We start from the raw sequence: 16,098 nt of genomic DNA, 5'->3' as shown, positions 1-16,098 counted from the left end.
AATTCTACACGTTTGATATTAGCGTTAATGATGCTTGTTTTTGAAATTATATTTACAGCATTGCTCATAATAGAAAATAGAAAAATATAATGTCTTGCACAACAACTCCTTATTTATCGGGCCACCCTGACCTGAACTATCAAAACTGAATACCAGCCGCCACCGGCGGCACCACCGAGCAGGAAATCTTGAAACAGGTTCCCTGCTCTTTTTATGCCCGGACACCGGGAGAAAGGAGGACGTGACTTGCCATGCCCGCACTTTGATGTGAAAATCATCCAGCGCAGCAAGCGCCAGTCAGCCGTTGCGTCTGCCGCCTACCAGAGCGGGGAACGGCTGTTTTCCGAATACGACCAGAAACAGAAATACTATTCCCATAAAAGCGAAATCGTCCACACCGAAATCATGCTGCCGCCCCATGCCCCGCCGGAATACGCAGACCGGAATACCTTGTGGAACGCCGCCGAAGCCATCGAGAAGCAATGGAACTCCCAGCTTGCCCGGAGGTTTGTGCTTGCCATTCCGAGGGAACTTCCCCGGTCACAGTACGCCGACCTTATCCGGGACTACTGCCGGGAGTTTTTCGTTTCCAAGGGCATGATTGCCGACTTTGCCATCCATGACAAGGGGGATGGAAATCCCCACGCCCACATCCTTCTGACCATGCGGGCGATGGACGAACAGGGCAAGTGGCTCCCCAAGAGCCGGAAGGTCTACGACCTTGACGAGAACGGCGAGTGTATCCGGCTTGCGTCCGGCAGATGGAAAAGCCACAAGGAGGACACCGTGGACTGGAACGACCAGAAGTACGCTGAGATATGGCGGCAGGGCTGGGCTGACACGGCGAACCGCTATCTGGAAGCCATCGGCAGCCCGGAGCGCCTTGACCTTCGTTCCTATGCCCGACAGGGGATTGATAAAATCCCCACCGTCCACATGGGGCCAGCGGTCAGCCAGTTGGAGAAAAAAGGCATACAGACCAACATCGGCAACCTGAACCGGGACATCAAAGCCGCCAATTCCCTCATGCAGTCTATCCGGCAGATGGTACGCAGCTTAAAGGGCTGGCTGTCCGGCCTGAAAGAGAAAAAGGCGGCGCTGCTGGAAGCGCTGGAACAGGCAAAGGAGCCGACCATCCCCGAACTGCTTTCCCGGTATCTGGATATGCGGAGCGAGGAACGCACCGGCTGGACTTCCAAGGGGAAGCTGAAAGGCACTGTTGGCGATTTCAACAAGGTCATGGAAGCCCTTGATTTCCTGCGGCAGAAAGAGATCTCCACCGTGGAGAGCCTTGACGCCTATCTGGATAAGGTCAGCGGGGAGATACTTTCCGCCAAGACTGACATCCGAAAATCGGAACGCCGGATAAAGGCCATCGACACCACCCTTTCCCATATCGCCAACCACGAAACCTACAAAGAGGTTTACAAGAAATACGCTTCCATCGGCTGGAAAACCCGGAAGGAGAAGTTTGCCGCCGAACACCGGGAAGAACTGGACGCCTACCTTGCCGCCAAGCGTTTTTTCAAAGCCCATCAGGAGGAACTGCCCTTTGATACGAAAGAATTAAAGAAGGAACGGGAGCAGCTTTCCGGGGAACTGTCGGAAAAGAATGAGGGCTTGCAGGCGGTTCAGGAGGACATGAAGCTGCTGCGGGATGTGCGCTACTGGATAAACCATGTGCTGCCGCCCGACCAGCGCCGGGTTGTGCCGGAGCCGGGAAAGAAGCCGTCCATCAACGAACAATTAAGCTGGAAGATTGAGGGCGTAAAACAGCGGGAAGAACAGAAACGCCAGCAGCCCCGCCGCCAGCAAAAACAGGATATGGAACTTTAACCAATCAGGCGCTTGCCATTTTCCCCGTGAGAATGACAGGCGCTTTTCTTATTTTCAGGAGGATTTGCCTATTGAACGTATTTGAAGCCGTGAAGCAGTCTGTTACCACCCGGCAGGCCGCCGAGCATTACGGCGTCCGGGTGGGAAGAAACGGGATGTGTGTCTGCCCCTTCCATGACGATAAAAACCCCAGCATGAAGGTTGACCGGCGCTTCCACTGTTTTGGCTGTCAGGCAGACGGGGATGTGATTGACTTTGTTTCCCGTCTGGAAAACGTCAGCCCCAAGGAAGCCGCCCTCATGCTGGCACAGGACTTTTCCATCCCCTATGAGGATAAGGAGCCACCCGGCAGGAGCCGCCGCCTCCATCCCCGGCAGGAAACCCCGGAGCAGCAATTCAAGCGCATGGAGCGGTATTGCTTCCGGGTACTGTCTGACTATCACAATCTGCTGCGCCGCTGGAAGCGGGACTATGCCCCCAAGACGCCGGACGAGGAATGGCACCCGCTTTTCGTGGAAGCCTTGCAGAAACAATCCCATGTGGAATATCTGCTGGATGTGCTGCTGTTCTCCGATATGGAGGAACGGGCTGCCCTGATTGCCAGCTACGGAAAGGAAGTGAGGAACCTTGAGCGGAGAATGGCAGACCTTGCCGCCCGAACTGCGGCAGGCCGTGACGGACACCATCGAAGCCGCACCCCCGCCCCGGAGCGTTGAGGAAGTCAAGGCCATGCTGGAAAGCACCGAGAAAGGCGGCGTGCGGAACAGTATTCACAACTGCCTGACGGTATTCCAGTATGACCCCATTCTTTCCGGGGCGGTGGCGAAAAATCTCCTGACCGAACGCATTGACCTTCTAAAGCCCATCGGCAGGAAACGCAGAACCGGCAGCAAGGCCATGACCGATACGGACATGAAATATATCCGGCTGTATCTGGAAAAGACCTACGGCCTGACAAGCGAGAAAAAGATAGCGGACGCCGCCGATCTGGCGGCAGACGCCAACAGCTACCACCCCATCCGGGACTACCTAAGCGGCCTTGTCTGGGACGGGAAAGAGCGTATCCGCTGCTGCCTGCGGCACTTTCTGGGAGCCGACACGGACAACTACACCTTCCAATCGCTGCGGCTGTTCCTGCTGGGAGCCATCCACCGGGCGTTCTGCCCCGGCTGTAAGTTTGAGGTCATGCTTTGTCTGGTGGGCGGTCAGGGAGCCGGGAAGTCCACCTTCTTCCGGCTGCTGGCGGTAAAAGACGAGTGGTTTTCCGATGATTTGCGGAAGCTAGATGATGATAACGTGTACCGCAAGCTACAAGGCCACTGGATTATTGAGATGTCGGAGATGATCGCCACCGCAAACGCCAAGAGCATTGAGGAAATCAAGTCTTTTTTGAGCCGACAGAAGGAGGTCTATAAAATCCCATACGAAACCCACCCAGAGGACAGGCTGCGGCAATGCGTGTTCGGCGGCACTTCCAATGCCCTGGACTTCCTGCCCCTTGACCGTTCCGGGAACCGGCGTTTCCTGCCGGTCATGGTCTACCCCGAACGGGCCGAGGTACACATTTTGGACGATGAAGCCGCTTCCAGAGCCTATATCGAACAGGTATGGGCGGAAGCCATGACAACCTACAAAAGCGGCGATTTCAAGCTGTCTTTTACCCCCGAAATGATACAGTACCTCAAAGAACACCAGCGGGATTTCATGCCGGAGGACACCAAGGCCGGGATGATACAGGCGTACCTTGACCGCTACACCGGCAGCGCCGTATGCTCCAAGCAGCTTTTCAAGGAAGCCTTAAACCATCCCTTTGACGAGCCAAAACAATGGGAAATCCGGGAAGTCAACGACATTATGAACCACGGTATCACGGGATGGAAGTATTTCTCCAATCCCCGGATATTTGAGGGATACGGCAGGCAAAAGGGCTGGGAACGGGAAGCCCCGGCAACGGGCGCTGACAACGGGCGTGAAAAAACGCCGGACGGATTTGTGGAAGTTACGGAGCAGATGGAACTGCCCTTCTGAAAAATCCGGGAAGATCACAGCCGGTTGCCGACCCCGTTGCTATCCCGTTGCCGAGTCGGTTGCCGGGAAAAAGTCCGTAACTGCGGGCTTTTCTCCCCTCTGACAACCAAAGCAACAGAAAAATAAAAGAAAAAGTAATAAATAACCCAACCGCCAGACAGAGATTGTTTTCGAGGTTTTTTGAAGCCCGTTGCCGGACTTCGTTGCCGACCCTCTCCTGTCTGGCTTATTTCATTTATGGAGGTAACTGCCTATGGCAAAAAGCAAAACTGAAATCCATGTCACAACGGTATTTGACGGCGAACTGGACGCTACGGACGTTTTCGTGAGCCTGATTGCACAGAAATACAGCCAGAGAAATGATAAAGAATATCTTGCGAAAAAGCAAGATTTAGGATATAATAAAGACAAGGTTCAGAGTGACCGTGTTCCGTCTGGATTGTGCGGGTAACGGTTATGATGAACGGATTTGAATATGCAGGCATGGACATGGTACTGGCAAGCAGCTTCCGGGCGGCTATCTATTGCAGGCTTTCCAAGGACGATGACCTTGACGGGGAGAGCGCCAGTATCGCAAACCAGCGGGCTATGCTGGAAACCTACTGCGAAAAGCAGGGATGGGAGGTTGTTGCAGTCTATCAGGATGATGGCTACACGGGGCTGAACATGGAGCGCCCCGACCTGAAACGGATGTTGAAAGCCATCGAGCGCAGGCAGATAAACCTTGTGGTCACGAAAGACCTGTCCAGACTGGGTAGGAATTACTTGCAGACCGGCTTCCTGATTGAAGATTTCTTCCCCCGCAACGGCGTGCGGTATATCGCCATGAATGACGGTATCGACACCATGCGGGACAACAACGACATTGCGCCGTTCAAGAACATCCTCAACGAGATGTACAGCAAGGACATTTCCAAGAAGGTTCATTCCTCTTATCTGCTGAAAGCGCAGAAAGGCCAGTTTACCGGCTGCCTTGCCCCCTTCGGCTACCGGAAAGACCCGGAGGACAAAAACCATCTGCTGATTGATGAGGAAACGGCCCCCATTGTCCGGCGTCTGTTTGCGTGGGCGCTGGAAGGACACGGCCCCAACTACATCCGGCGCAGGCTGGAAGAAGAAAAAATTCCATGCCCGACCTACTGGAACCGGGTGCGGGGCTTTCGGAACGTGTCAACCAAGTGGGAAAAGAAAGACCCGGTCAACGGGCGGTATATGTGGGACTTCTCCGTGATTAAGGACATCCTGATGAACCCCGTCTACACCGGCGCTATCGCTTCCCAGAAGAAGGAATACCGCTTCAAAATCGGCACCATCGGGGAAAAGAAGCCGGAGGACTGGATTGTGGTGGAGAACCAGCATGAGCCGATTGTTGACCGCAAGACCTTTGACATCGTGCAGCGCAAGCTGAAATCCCGGCAGCGCCCCCGCCAGACCGGGGAAATCAGCCTGTTTGCGGGGCTTATCAAGTGCGGCGAGTGCGGGAAGTCGCTGACGATCCGCTACACCAACGACAAGCACCCGAAGCAGATTTATTCCTGTAAGACCTACAACGCCTACGGCAAGCAGCACTGTACCCAGCACCGGGTTGAGTACGACACCCTTTACAGCCTTGTGCTGAACAAAATCCGGGAGTGCGCCAGAGCCGCCCTGATGGACGGGGAAGCCGTTGCCGGGAAGCTGACCGACACCTGCGAAGCCGAGCAGAAAGGCCAGCGGGAAGCGTTGGAGCGTTCCCTTACCAAAGACGAGGAACGGATTGACGTTCTGGAAAAGATGGTGCTGCGGCTGTATGAGGACATGGTTGCCGGGCGTATCAGCGAAGCAAACTTCAATCTGCTGATGGAAAAGACGCAGGCAGAACAGGCCGAGTTGAAAGCAAAGGTTGAGGAAGGCCGGAAGAAGCTGGCCGATGAAATCCGGCTTGCGTGTGACGCCCGCCAATGGGTGGAAGCCATTCAGGAATACGCCGACATCACGGAACTGGACGCCGCCACCCTTAACCGCCTGATTAAAGAAATCGTTGTCCATGAGAGCATAGACAGCGAAAAGACAAGACACATTTCTATCGAAATTCATTTCAATCTCAAACCCATCCCGGAGGTGGAGCAGGTCACGGCCTGACCTGCCCCCGCCGGGGCGGTTCTTAAAAACTCCATAGATATTTCTTGACACACCGCCGCCCGCCATCGAGCCGTTTTCCTACACCTATTTGGGGATAAAACAGCTCATGGCTGGCGGCGGTATCGCGGTGGTAGGGATGACACTGATTCCGCTTCTGTCGGGCTTGTTCTAATCGTCCATGGACTGGTTATTTGGCTGGATAACAGACTGGATAAAACAGGGCTTAATCGACGCCATCACAGGACAATTTACAGGAATCTTTGAATCGGTCAACAACCAAGTAACCGATGTGGCCGCGCAGGTAGGCCAGACGCCCCAGGGCTGGAATGGCGGTGTTTTCAGTATGATCCAGACGCTATCGGAAACGGTAGTGCTGCCCATTGCCGGTATGATCTTAACTTTCGTGCTGGTGTATGAGCTGATCCAGATGATTCTTGAGAAAAACAACATGCACGAATTTGACACTTTCAACATCTTTAAGTGGGTGTTCAAGACCTTCGTTGCCACCTATCTGCTCACCAACTGTTTTACGATTGTGATGGCCGTATTCGATGTGGCGCAGACGGTTGTGGCGAACAGCGCGGGGATCATCAACGGAAATCTGGATGTGGCCGCGTCCATGGCCGATCTGGAAACACAGCTTCAAGCTATGGGGATCTGGGAACTGATCGGCCTATGGCTGGAAACCCACATCATCAATCTGTGCATGTGGATTTTGTCTATCGTGATTTTCGTGATTGTTTACGGCAGAATGATAGAAATTTATTTGACCGTGAGCATTGCGCCGATTCCTTTTTCCACACTTGCCAACCGCGAATGGGGAGCGATGGGGACCAATTACCTACGCTCCCTGTTCGCCCTTGGCTTCCAGGGATTCCTAATTTTAATCTGCGTTGCAATCTATGCGGTACTGGTACAATCCATCCCATCTTCCAGCAGCGTGCATGCCGCAATCTGGGGTACAGCAGGCTATACGGTGCTGCTGGCCTTTGCCCTGTTTAAGACAGGCTCGTTATCAAAATCAATATTCAATGCACATTGATTGTGCTTATATCATTCAAATTTAAGGAGGTTATTCCATGAGCAATACGAATACTACTGCTTCCAATGCCGCACCGGAGAAAAACGATGCCATGCCTTTGAAGCTGGATGTCCGGGTGCGCCCGATCACCCCCAAAGAAAACCTGGTAGGCTTTGCGGCCATTACCATCAACGATTGCTTTGTGGTGGAAGGCTTGAAGGTCTGCGCCAGTGAGAAAGGGCTGTATGTCAACATGCCTTCCCAGCAGGACGGAAACGGGAACTGGAGGGACATCTGCAAGCCAATCACGGCAGATTTCCGAAAGCAGCTTAATGAGGCTGTTGCGGAGGGGTATGGCGCTGCCATTGAAAAAATGCAGGCCACTTTGGAAGCTGCCAGGGGGATGAATGACCGTCCTTCCCTCTCCGGGGCTTTGAAAGAGAACGCCGGTAAGGTGAAAAGCCAGCCGGTGAAGGCAGCCGCCGCTAAAGACGGCCCCGCCCGCTGATGCCGGAGGATAAAAAATACGGGATCATCTATGCGGACCCGCCGTGGCGTTACGATATGAAGCGGGGCCACGGGGTTGCGGAAAACCATTATCCCACGATGAGCATTGAGGAAATCTGTGCGCTTCCAGTTGCGGACCTTGCGGCCAAGGACAGCGCACTTTTTCTTTGGGGTACGTTTCCACAGCTTAAAGAAGCGTTCCGCGTCATTGACGCCTGGGGATTCCAATATAAAACGCTGGCCTTCCTGTGGCTGAAACAAAACCGCAAAGCTGATACCTGGTTTTACGGCATGGGGTTCTGGACGCGCTCTAACGCGGAGGTGTGCCTTCTGGCTACCCGCGGCCATCCCAAACGGCAGAGCGCCGGAATCCATCAATTTGTCATTTCCCATATCGAGCAGCACAGCAAAAAGCCGGATATTGTGCGGGATAAGATCGTCAAGCTGATGGGCGACCAGCCCAGGGTAGAGCTTTTTGCCCGCCAGAAAACGCCGGGCTGGGATGTCTGGGGCAACGAAGTCGATTGCACCAACACCCTCCCGGCGGGAAAGGAGGAAATTTGAGTTTGGAACAGGAAGCGAAACGGTTGCTGATGGAGCGCTTGGATGACTGCCTGAAAGTCCATGCGGATTTGCTGGACTCACAGGACATTGGCAGTATTTATGAGCTGCAGGATCTCGCCCAGCTTCATTACTATTTGAAAGTGGAACATCCTTTTACCCCGGCAGAGGTGGAAGCTCTGCTGTCGTTTCAGGACCCGTTGGAAGTTGCCCGCTGGTGCAAAGAGGAAAACACCCATACCCATAGCTTTCCTATCTGCGAACTGTTGGAGAAAATCGGCGCATACCATAAATTTGACCGGTTTCCTCCGGCCCAGGCAGATCCAAAAGCAGAACTGATAAAACGCCTGGGCCAGAATTATTTTGCCTACATGGAAAAGCTGGATTCTCTCAGTACGGGCGCGCTGGTCGCAAACGCGAGGGAAATTGCTACTGTCCAGGAAGTTTATACCTATCTGGCTGAACACTATACCTTTCAGCCGGGAGAAGCCGAACTGCTGCTCCGGCTGGATGACCCTTTGGGCTATATATCCGGCAGATGGCCCCAAAATGTCTACGATACCTTTCCTGTGGAAGATAAAGTTGCGGAAGATATTTGGGAACTATCACAGGAGGCGGAACCTTTGCAGCTCCAGGCGAGCGGTTCCGTGAAAGACCGGCTGCAAAAGGCTATTGAACAGAGTTCCCGCATGGGTGATCCTGATAAAAAGCCGCACCACGAGAAAGAGCGGTAAAGCAAAAAACAAGGATTGTTCCTGCCCTGTTTTTACAGTGGCAGGCATTTGAAGGAAAGAAGGTGATTTTTTGCCCTATGTACCAGTTCCAAAGGATTTGACGAAGGTTAAGACCAAAGTTGCCTTTAATCTAACGAAAAGGCAGCTTATTTTTTTCAGCATTGCCGGGGCGGTTGGCCTGCCGGTGTATTTTCTCACCCGCACGGCGATTGGGAATACCGCTTCGGTGCTTTTGATGATCGGGCTTATGATGCCCTTTTTCTTTATGGCAATGTATGAGCGTGACGGCCAGCCCGCGGAGAAGATTCTGAAAAATATGATCCGTCACCGCCTGTGGCCGGAGACGCGCCCATATAAAACCCGGAACTTTTATAAAATCATGTCGAAGAAGGAGGAAATAAGTATTGCCAAAAACCAAACAGCAGGAAGCGCAGGAAAAGCGCCTGCAGGCAAACATCCAGCAGGCGCGAAAAAACCGGTCCGCAGTAAAAAAGGCCGGTAAAACACCTGGGCCTCATGCAAAGCCGCCTGGCAAGGGCGGCTTTTTCAGTGGAGTAAAGCGGGACGCGCCGCAGACAGCCCAGCAGACGATCCCCTACCGGGAGATCTATAAGGACGGTATCTGCCGCGTCAATGATAAGCTGTACACCAAGACCATTCAGTTTTTCGATATTAACTACCAGCTTGCCCAGGCGGACGATAAAGCGCAGATTTTCGAGAATTACTGCGATTTTCTCAATTACTTTGATTCTACAATCAGCGTCCAGCTCACCTTTATCAACCAGCGGGCCAATATGCAGGACTTTTCCAAAAGCATTGCGATCCCGCCCCAGGGGGACGAGTATGACGACATCCGGCGTGAGTACGCGGAGATGCTTAAAAACCAGCTCGAAAAAGGCAACAACGGCCTTGCCAAACGCAAGTATATCACTTTTGGCATTGAGGCAGACGACCTGCGTACCGCCAAAATGCGGCTGGAGCGCGTGGAAACGGATGTGCTGAACAACTTTAAGACCCTGGGCGTCCAGGCGGTCCCGTTAAGCGGGCTGGAACGGCTGGAGCTTCTGCACAGCCAGCTCCATCCAAGCGGTCAGGAGAAATTTAAGTTTGCCTGGAGCGACCTTGCCAAAACCGGCCTTTCCACAAAGGATTCTATCGCGCCCACCAGTTTTACCTTCTCCAAGGATGGCAAGACCTTCCGCATTGGGGAGTATTCCGGCGCCATGTCCTTTTTGCAGATCTTAGCGCCGGAGCTGACAGACCGGATGCTGGCCGAATTTCTGGACCTGGACGATGCGGTGACGGTCAACCTGCATATCCAGTCTATCGACCAGGCCACGGCGATCCGCAATATCAAGCGGAAAATGAGCGATTTGCAGAAAATGAAAATTGAGGAGCAGAAAAAGGCGGTGCGGGCCGGATATGATATGGACATCATTCCCACGGACCTTGCCACCTATGGGGAGGAAGCCCAAAACCTGCTTCAAGATCTGCAATCCCGGAATGAGCGTATGTTTTTGGTAACGGTGCTGGTACAGAACATCGCCCCGAAAAGGCAAAAGCTGTTCAGCGACATTATGGCTGCCTCCGGCATTGCCCAAAAGTACAACTGCGCGCTGAAACGCCTGGACTACCAGCAGGAACAGGGCCTTATGTCCTCTCTGGCGCTGGGCCAGAACCAGATCGAGATCCAGCGGGGCCTCACTACCAGCAGCACCGCTATTTTCGTACCCTTTACCACCTGCGAACTGTTCCAGGATGGGCAGGCATTGTATTACGGCCTCAACGCCATTTCCTCAAACCTGATTATGGCGAACCGCAAGCTGCTGAAAAACCCTAATGGATTGTTTCTTGGCACGCCCGGCTGCTTTGCCGGTGATACCCGGATTCTTTTGGCAGACGGCAGCGCTGCCTCCTTTGAGGAACTGCTGGCGCGCGGTGTAGAGGAAATCGAGGTCAAGACTTTTGATGATGAAACCGGGCAGGTTATCACTGCCATGGCGCGGGATATTCGCATTGAGAAATATGCGGATGTCTTAAAGCAGATCACATTGGAGGACGGGACCACCTTCCGCTGTACGGAAAGCCATCTCATTATGGATGGCACCGGGGAGTACATGCAGGCGGTGGATGTGAAGGAAGGCCAGAAATTGAGCGGCGGCCATACCGCGGTGCGGGTATCAGTGCTGAAACTGCCCCAAAAAGTGCCGGTGTATGACCTGACCGTCCCCCGCTATATGAATTTCCTGCTGGAAAACGGGCTGGTCGTCCACAACAGCGGCAAATCATTCAGCGCCAAGCGTGAGATCGTCAATGTGTTCCTGCTGACGGATGATTCTATCATCATCGCGGACCCGGAAAATGAATACGGCCCGCTGGTAAAACGCTTTGGGAAACAGGGGCAGGTCATTGACCTTTCACCCACTTCCTCCAACTACATCAATCCGCTGGACATCAACCTGGATTACAGTGATGACGAGAACCCCATTACATTAAAGAGCGATTTTGTCCTCTCTTTGTGTGACCTGATTATCGGCGGCAAGGATGGGCTTACCCCTATCGAGAAAACCATCATTGACCGCTGCACCCGCCTGGTGTACCGGGATTACCTGCAGGACCCCCGCCCGGAAAATATGCCGATTTTGGGCGACCTGTATGAACTGCTTCGCAAGCAGAGCGAGCCGGAGGCCCAGAATATCGCTACTGCCCTTGAAATCTATGTCAACGGCAGCTTAAATGTGTTTAATCATAGGAGCAACATCGACATGGACAGCCACCGCGTCCTGTGCTTCCAGCTTAAATCCCTGGGCAAAGCCTTGAAAGAGATCGGGCTGCTTATCATGCAGGACGCCGTGTGGAACCGCGTCACCGCCAACCGGGAGAAGCATAAAACGACCTGGTTCTATATTGATGAATTTCATCTCCTTCTCAAAGGCCAGACCGGTGCTTTTTCTGTTGAGATCTGGAAGCGTTTCAGAAAATGGGGCGGGATTCCAAGCGGCCTGACGCAGAACGTGAAGGATTTGCTGGCCTCCCGTGAGATCGAGAACATCTTTGAAAACTCGGATTTCATCTACATGCTGAACCAGGCTCAGGGCGACAGGCAGATTTTGGCGAAACAGCTTGGGATCAGCCCGACGCAGCTTTCCTATGTGACCCACAGCGGCCCCGGCGAGGGCCTTTTGTTTTTCGGGAATGTGATTATCCCCTTTGTCGATCACTTCCCGAAGGACACCAGCCTGTACCAGATCATGACGACCCGCCCGGAGGAAGTCGCGGAGGCCGGGACGTGATAACCTTCTTCACCGCCTGGCGTATGGGAGGTGATGCAGTTGCCAAGGGATGAAGAATTTAGGGCAAAGGAAAAGAAATTCCACAAGATGACCCGTGACGGGCTGGTGGAACGGGGCGCCGCTTCCGGTGAGGAAACCCGTATCAGCGGCCGGGAGCAGGATTTTGATCTGCGGCAGGCAAGGGATTCTCCTGACTCTTTGGAGGACCTGTCGGTCAAAGCCCGCCATACCCGGCAGCAAAGGCCGAAAAACGGTGACGCCCCGCAGATAGAGCCGGTGGAGGATGCGGATGCTTCCCCTCTGGAGGATTTGCAGACGGAAGCCCATGAGGACGCCCCGCAGGAGGAACCACGGGAAAAGCCCGGAAGCCGGCGTTCTCGGCATCAGCAGAAATTTTCCGAGTCCAGCAGCGCCAGTGAAGCGGCCGCCGAACAGCCCCGTACCTCAAAACTGCAATTTGCCGAGGACGAACTGCCGCCGGATGCTCCCGGCAAAAAGCTGGTGAAAGCCCGGCAGAAGGCGGAACGGACCGCCCGGAAGCTGGAACAGGCCGAAGGCAATCTTCCGGCCAGGCGGAAACTGCGGCTGGAGGTAGAGCCGGACGCTGCCACCGGCAATGCCAAACGGCGCTTAAAATTTGAAAAAGAGGTGATCTCCCAACAGGAACACATAAAAGGCGCCAAACCTCTGCGCCCGGTGAAAAAAGGCGCAAACGCGGCCATCGGATATGCCCACAAGAAGATCTATGAGAATGAGCATGAAAACGTGGGCATTGAGGCGGCCCACCGCACAGAGCTGGTGGCGGAGGGAGGGCTTCGCGCCCTGAACCACCGCCGGAAAACCGCCCCTTACCGCAAAGTGGCCCGGCTGCAGAAAAAGACGGTGAAAACCCGCGCAAGGGCGGCTTACCAGCAGGCCCTTCACGACAACCCCAAGCTGCAGAGCAATGTGTTTTCCCGCATGTGGCAGAAGCACCGCTTAAAAAGGGAGTATGCCAAGGCCGCCAGGACCGCCCGGCGCACCGGGCAGGCTGCCGGAAAAACGGCCGCTGTCACGAAAAAAGCCGGAGGCGCGGTTGGGCGTTTTGCCAGCCGCCACCCGGCCCTCTGCCTGATGGCGGCGCTCCTGTTCCTGATCGTCGTCCTGATTTTTTCCCTCTTTTCTTCCTGTTCCAGCATAGGGACAGGCGGTGCCGGCGCGATTGCGGCGTCCAGCTATACCGCGGAAGATCAGGACATCAACAATGCCGAGCTGGTTTATACGGAGTGGGAAACCGACCTGCAGATGCAGATTGACAATGCCGAAGCGGACCACCCCGGCTACGATGAATACCGCTATCATGTGGGCAATATCGGACACAACCCCTTTGAGCTGATGGGATTCCTCACCGCGTCCTATCAAGCCTTCCAGTATGAGGATATTGAGGCGGTGCTGCAGGAGCTTTTTGCCGAGCAGTATTCCCTCGAATTTGTGGAGGAAGTGGAGACCCGCACCCGCACGGAAACCCGGACGGACCCCAGTACCGGCGAGACTTATGAGGTAGAAGTGACCTATGAGTGGCGGATTCTCAATGTCAACCTGACGGCCAAATCCTTTACGGACGTGATCGCCGCCCGTATGGACACGGAACAGGCCCAGCTTTTTAATATCCTGATGATGACGAAGGGCAACCGCCAGTATGTCTCCAACGTGTTTGGCGATACCAACTGGCTCCCTTATGTCACAAGCTACTATGGCTACCGCGTCCACCCCATCAGCGGAGAAAAGAACTATCATAAGGCGGTGGATATTGGGATGCCCCAGGGCACGGAGATTTTGGCCGGGCATGACGGCGTGGTAACGCAGGCCGGGGAAGCAGGCAGCTACGGGCTGATCGTGGTGCTGGAGGGCGCCATGGAGGACGGGCGGACCCTTACCACAAAATACGCCCACTGCTCGGAACTTCTGGTGTCTGCCGGGCAGGAAGTCAAACAGGGGGATGTCATTGCCAAAGTGGGCAGCACCGGTGATTCCACTGGGCCGCACCTTCACCTGGAAGTGCTGGTGGATGGGCAGTACCTTAATCCCCTGTATTTTACCGATACCGGCGACCATACCGGGACCAGCCTGATCCCTGGAAGCGCGGGCGGGCCGGAAATCCCCGCATATCCCGGCGCTCCTATGGGTGATGGCGATTATGCGGCGCTGATTACGGAGGCGCAGAAACATCTCGGAAAGCCTTATGTGTTCGGCGCTTCGGGACCAAACAGCTTTGATTGCAGCGGCTTTGTTTCCTATGTCCTCAACCAGAGCGGTGTTGCCAGTGTGGGGCGCTCCACAGCTCAGGGGCTTTTCAACATGAGTACCCCTGTTTCCAGAGAGAACGCCCAGCCGGGAGACCTGATTTTCTTCACCGGCACCTACTCGGCGGGCACGCCTGTAACCCATGTAGGGATCTATATCGGCAACGGGCAGATGATCCATGCCGGGGATCCGGTGCAGTATGCCAATATCAATACATCCTACTGGACCGAACATTTTTACGCATTTGGGCGTATCTCAACCAATTAAAGATCGGAGGTAATAAATTGAATCCCAAAATTGACAAACTCGCAAGGGATATTGAAAAAACGGAAAAGAAAATCGCAGACCTGCAAAAAAAGCTGGAGCTTTTCAAAGAGGAAAAGACCCGGCTGGAGAACGAGGATTACGGCGATATTGGCCGTGATTTCCACCTGACCCCGAAGGAGCTGGCGGAATTTTTGAAGGCGCACAGGGCTGGGACCTTTACGGTTCCGGAGGCCGCCCCTCCTGCGGGAGAACAGGAGGTCGGCCATGAAGAATAAAGTGAGGAATGTTCTGGCGGCGCTTGTGCTTTGCATGAGCGCCGTTGTCCTGCCTGTCACCGCTTACGCTTCCACGGGCAGCGATACCACGCCGCCCACCCTTACCGCGACCTTAAAGGACGATAAGCTGGCGGTGGAGGCCAGCGATGATATGTCCGGCGTGGAGGCGGTGTATGTGGACGGGACCCGGATCAACAGCCTTGTCAACGGCAAGGGTACCGTGGCCTTGAAGGATTACGCCGGGGACGGCAAGGAAGTGACGGTTTACGCGGTGGACTATTCCGGCAACCGCTCCAAAGAGGTAAAGCTGGATAACCCTTATTATGAGGAACCGGCGCAGACCCAGGCGGCTTCCTCTGCCGCGCCCCAATCTTCCAGTGGGGAAACACAGGCTGCGCCTTCCCAAACGCCCGCGCCTTCTCCTTCATCAAACAATGCTTCCGGCAATTCGGAAAGCAGCCAGGCCGCCGAGACCCCTTCGGCCTCCCAGGAAGAAGCAGAGGCTTCTTCTGAAAGTTCTGATACAGAGGACGAAACGGAATCGGCTGTGCCGGAAGGGGCATTTACCCCGGAAGGCACCGGCACGGTCCTGGACTCAGCCACCGGACAGGAAGATGATAAGCAGTTTTATACCATCACCACCGCGGACGGAAATGTGTTTTACCTTATCATTGACGGGAAGCGGGATTCGGAAAACGTCTACTTCCTGAATGGCGTTACGGAGGAAGATCTGCTCTCCCTGGCCCAGCAGGATAATGGCGGCGAAAGCGCCATTGAGGTTGTCACCTGCAACTGTACGGAAAAATGCGAGGCGGGCGCGGTGAATACCGATTGCCCGGTCTGCAAAAATGACCTGAACGGCTGCCTGGGCAAAGTGACGGAAGAACCGGCGCCGGAAGAAACCGAACAGCCGGAAGCAGAGCCGGAGAAATCCGGCGGCAATACCGGCATGATTATCTTCCTGGTGATCGCTCTTGCGGCCGCTGGCGGGCTGGGCTACTACTTCAAGATCGTGCGCCCGAAACAGCAGGCGGCTATGGATGAGGACGAGTTCGAGGATGACGGTTACGGTGAAGATGATGAAACCAACGAGGCATACGGGGAACCGGATTACCTTACCGAAGATGATTTTGATGACAAGGGCAGCAAATAAGGCTGTCCTTTATTTTTAA

14 protein-coding genes and 1 pseudogene are annotated in these 16,098 nt (G+C 54.4%); all 15 read left to right on the top strand.

The window, feature by feature from the left end:
• Window positions 1-246: 246 nt before the first annotated feature.
• The 15 genes and pseudogenes from mobQ (at window position 247) to B5F22_RS07375 (ending at window position 16,079) form a co-directional block, all read left to right on the top strand.
• Entirely contained in the window at window positions 247-1,836 is a 1,590-nt protein-coding gene (gene mobQ, locus B5F22_RS07445; RefSeq protein WP_087392077.1) for a MobQ family relaxase, read from the top strand.
• Window positions 1,837-1,907: 71 nt separating this feature from the next.
• Window positions 1,908-2,552 carry a CHC2 zinc finger domain-containing protein gene (locus tag B5F22_RS07440; RefSeq protein ID WP_204210548.1) on the top strand — a complete coding sequence of 215 codons (645 nt, stop codon included), beginning with the start codon at window positions 1,908-1,910 and terminating at the stop codon, window positions 2,550-2,552.
• A 13-nt stretch (window positions 2,553-2,565) separates the two neighbouring features.
• The gene (locus tag B5F22_RS07435) at window positions 2,566-3,864 is read left to right on the top strand and encodes a virulence-associated E family protein (protein ID WP_087392075.1); all 1,299 of its coding nucleotides are present in this window, start codon (window positions 2,566-2,568) and stop codon (window positions 3,862-3,864) included.
• A 253-nt stretch (window positions 3,865-4,117) separates the two neighbouring features.
• Window positions 4,118-4,315 carry a hypothetical protein gene (locus tag B5F22_RS07430; protein ID WP_087241482.1) on the top strand — a complete coding sequence of 66 codons (198 nt, stop codon included), beginning with the start codon at window positions 4,118-4,120 and terminating at the stop codon, window positions 4,313-4,315.
• A gap of 5 nt (window positions 4,316-4,320) precedes the next feature.
• Complete coding sequence (locus tag B5F22_RS07425; protein WP_087392074.1) at window positions 4,321-5,985, top strand: recombinase family protein; 1,665 nt, start codon at window positions 4,321-4,323, stop codon at window positions 5,983-5,985.
• Between the two features lie 91 nt (window positions 5,986-6,076).
• A pseudogene (locus B5F22_RS12020) lies at window positions 6,077-6,157 on the top strand (Maff2 family protein); the annotation flags it as partial.
• Window positions 6,158-6,163: 6 nt separating this feature from the next.
• On the top strand, window positions 6,164-7,027 hold the full coding sequence (locus B5F22_RS07415) for a CD0415/CD1112 family protein (protein WP_087392072.1): 864 nt from the start codon (window positions 6,164-6,166) through the stop codon (window positions 7,025-7,027).
• Between the two features lie 37 nt (window positions 7,028-7,064).
• The gene (locus B5F22_RS07410; protein ID WP_087392071.1) at window positions 7,065-7,514 is read left to right on the top strand and encodes a SpoVG family protein; all 450 of its coding nucleotides are present in this window, start codon (window positions 7,065-7,067) and stop codon (window positions 7,512-7,514) included.
• Window positions 7,514-8,077, top strand: coding sequence for an MT-A70 family methyltransferase (locus tag B5F22_RS07405; RefSeq protein ID WP_087392070.1), 564 nt, complete (start codon window positions 7,514-7,516; stop codon window positions 8,075-8,077). The genes B5F22_RS07410 and B5F22_RS07405 overlap by 1 nt, the downstream gene beginning before the upstream one ends.
• 2 nt (window positions 8,078-8,079) lie before the next feature.
• Entirely contained in the window at window positions 8,080-8,808 is a 729-nt protein-coding gene (locus tag B5F22_RS07400; RefSeq protein WP_242955078.1) for a hypothetical protein, read from the top strand.
• 70 nt (window positions 8,809-8,878) lie between these two features.
• Window positions 8,879-9,310 carry a PrgI family protein gene (locus B5F22_RS07395; protein WP_087218967.1) on the top strand — a complete coding sequence of 144 codons (432 nt, stop codon included), beginning with the start codon at window positions 8,879-8,881 and terminating at the stop codon, window positions 9,308-9,310.
• Window positions 9,213-12,101, top strand: a complete 2,889-nt coding sequence (locus B5F22_RS12290) for a conjugal transfer protein TraE (protein WP_158096643.1) — start codon at window positions 9,213-9,215, stop codon at window positions 12,099-12,101. Before B5F22_RS07395 ends, B5F22_RS12290 begins: the two co-directional genes overlap by 98 nt.
• 33 nt (window positions 12,102-12,134) lie before the next feature.
• Window positions 12,135-14,651 carry a M23 family metallopeptidase gene (locus B5F22_RS07385; protein WP_087392069.1) on the top strand — a complete coding sequence of 839 codons (2,517 nt, stop codon included), beginning with the start codon at window positions 12,135-12,137 and terminating at the stop codon, window positions 14,649-14,651.
• A 17-nt stretch (window positions 14,652-14,668) separates the two neighbouring features.
• A complete protein-coding gene (locus B5F22_RS07380; protein ID WP_087392068.1) occupies window positions 14,669-14,926 on the top strand; it encodes a DUF4315 family protein in 258 nt (85 codons plus the stop codon).
• A complete protein-coding gene (locus tag B5F22_RS07375) occupies window positions 14,916-16,079 on the top strand; it encodes a DUF4366 domain-containing protein (protein ID WP_087392067.1) in 1,164 nt (387 codons plus the stop codon). The genes B5F22_RS07380 and B5F22_RS07375 overlap by 11 nt, the downstream gene beginning before the upstream one ends.
• Window positions 16,080-16,098 lie beyond the last annotated feature (19 nt).

The organism is Pseudoflavonifractor sp. An187, from assembly GCF_002160275.1.
In the GTDB taxonomy this organism is placed as follows: Bacteria; Bacillota; Clostridia; order Oscillospirales; family Oscillospiraceae; genus Enterenecus; species Enterenecus faecium.
Note: the sequence above shows the minus strand (reverse complement) of the source record. Positions and strands in the feature narration are given on the sequence as shown.

What these genes read in the sequence shown, in the direction of transcription:
- B5F22_RS07415 (WP_087392072.1), top strand. Translation starts at nt 6,164, where the DNA reads ATGGACTGGTTATTTGGCTGGATAACAGACTGGATAAAACAGGGCTTA.
- B5F22_RS07405 (WP_087392070.1), top strand. Translation starts at nt 7,514, where the DNA reads ATGCCGGAGGATAAAAAATACGGGATCATCTATGCGGACCCGCCGTGG.
- B5F22_RS07385 (WP_087392069.1), top strand. Translation starts at nt 12,135, where the DNA reads ATGCAGTTGCCAAGGGATGAAGAATTTAGGGCAAAGGAAAAGAAATTC.
- B5F22_RS07425 (WP_087392074.1), top strand. Translation starts at nt 4,321, where the DNA reads ATGATGAACGGATTTGAATATGCAGGCATGGACATGGTACTGGCAAGC.
- B5F22_RS07410 (WP_087392071.1), top strand. Translation starts at nt 7,065, where the DNA reads ATGAGCAATACGAATACTACTGCTTCCAATGCCGCACCGGAGAAAAAC.
- B5F22_RS07435 (WP_087392075.1), top strand. Translation starts at nt 2,566, where the DNA reads ATGCTGGAAAGCACCGAGAAAGGCGGCGTGCGGAACAGTATTCACAAC.
- B5F22_RS07430 (WP_087241482.1), top strand. Translation starts at nt 4,118, where the DNA reads ATGGCAAAAAGCAAAACTGAAATCCATGTCACAACGGTATTTGACGGC.
- B5F22_RS07375 (WP_087392067.1), top strand. Translation starts at nt 14,916, where the DNA reads ATGAAGAATAAAGTGAGGAATGTTCTGGCGGCGCTTGTGCTTTGCATG.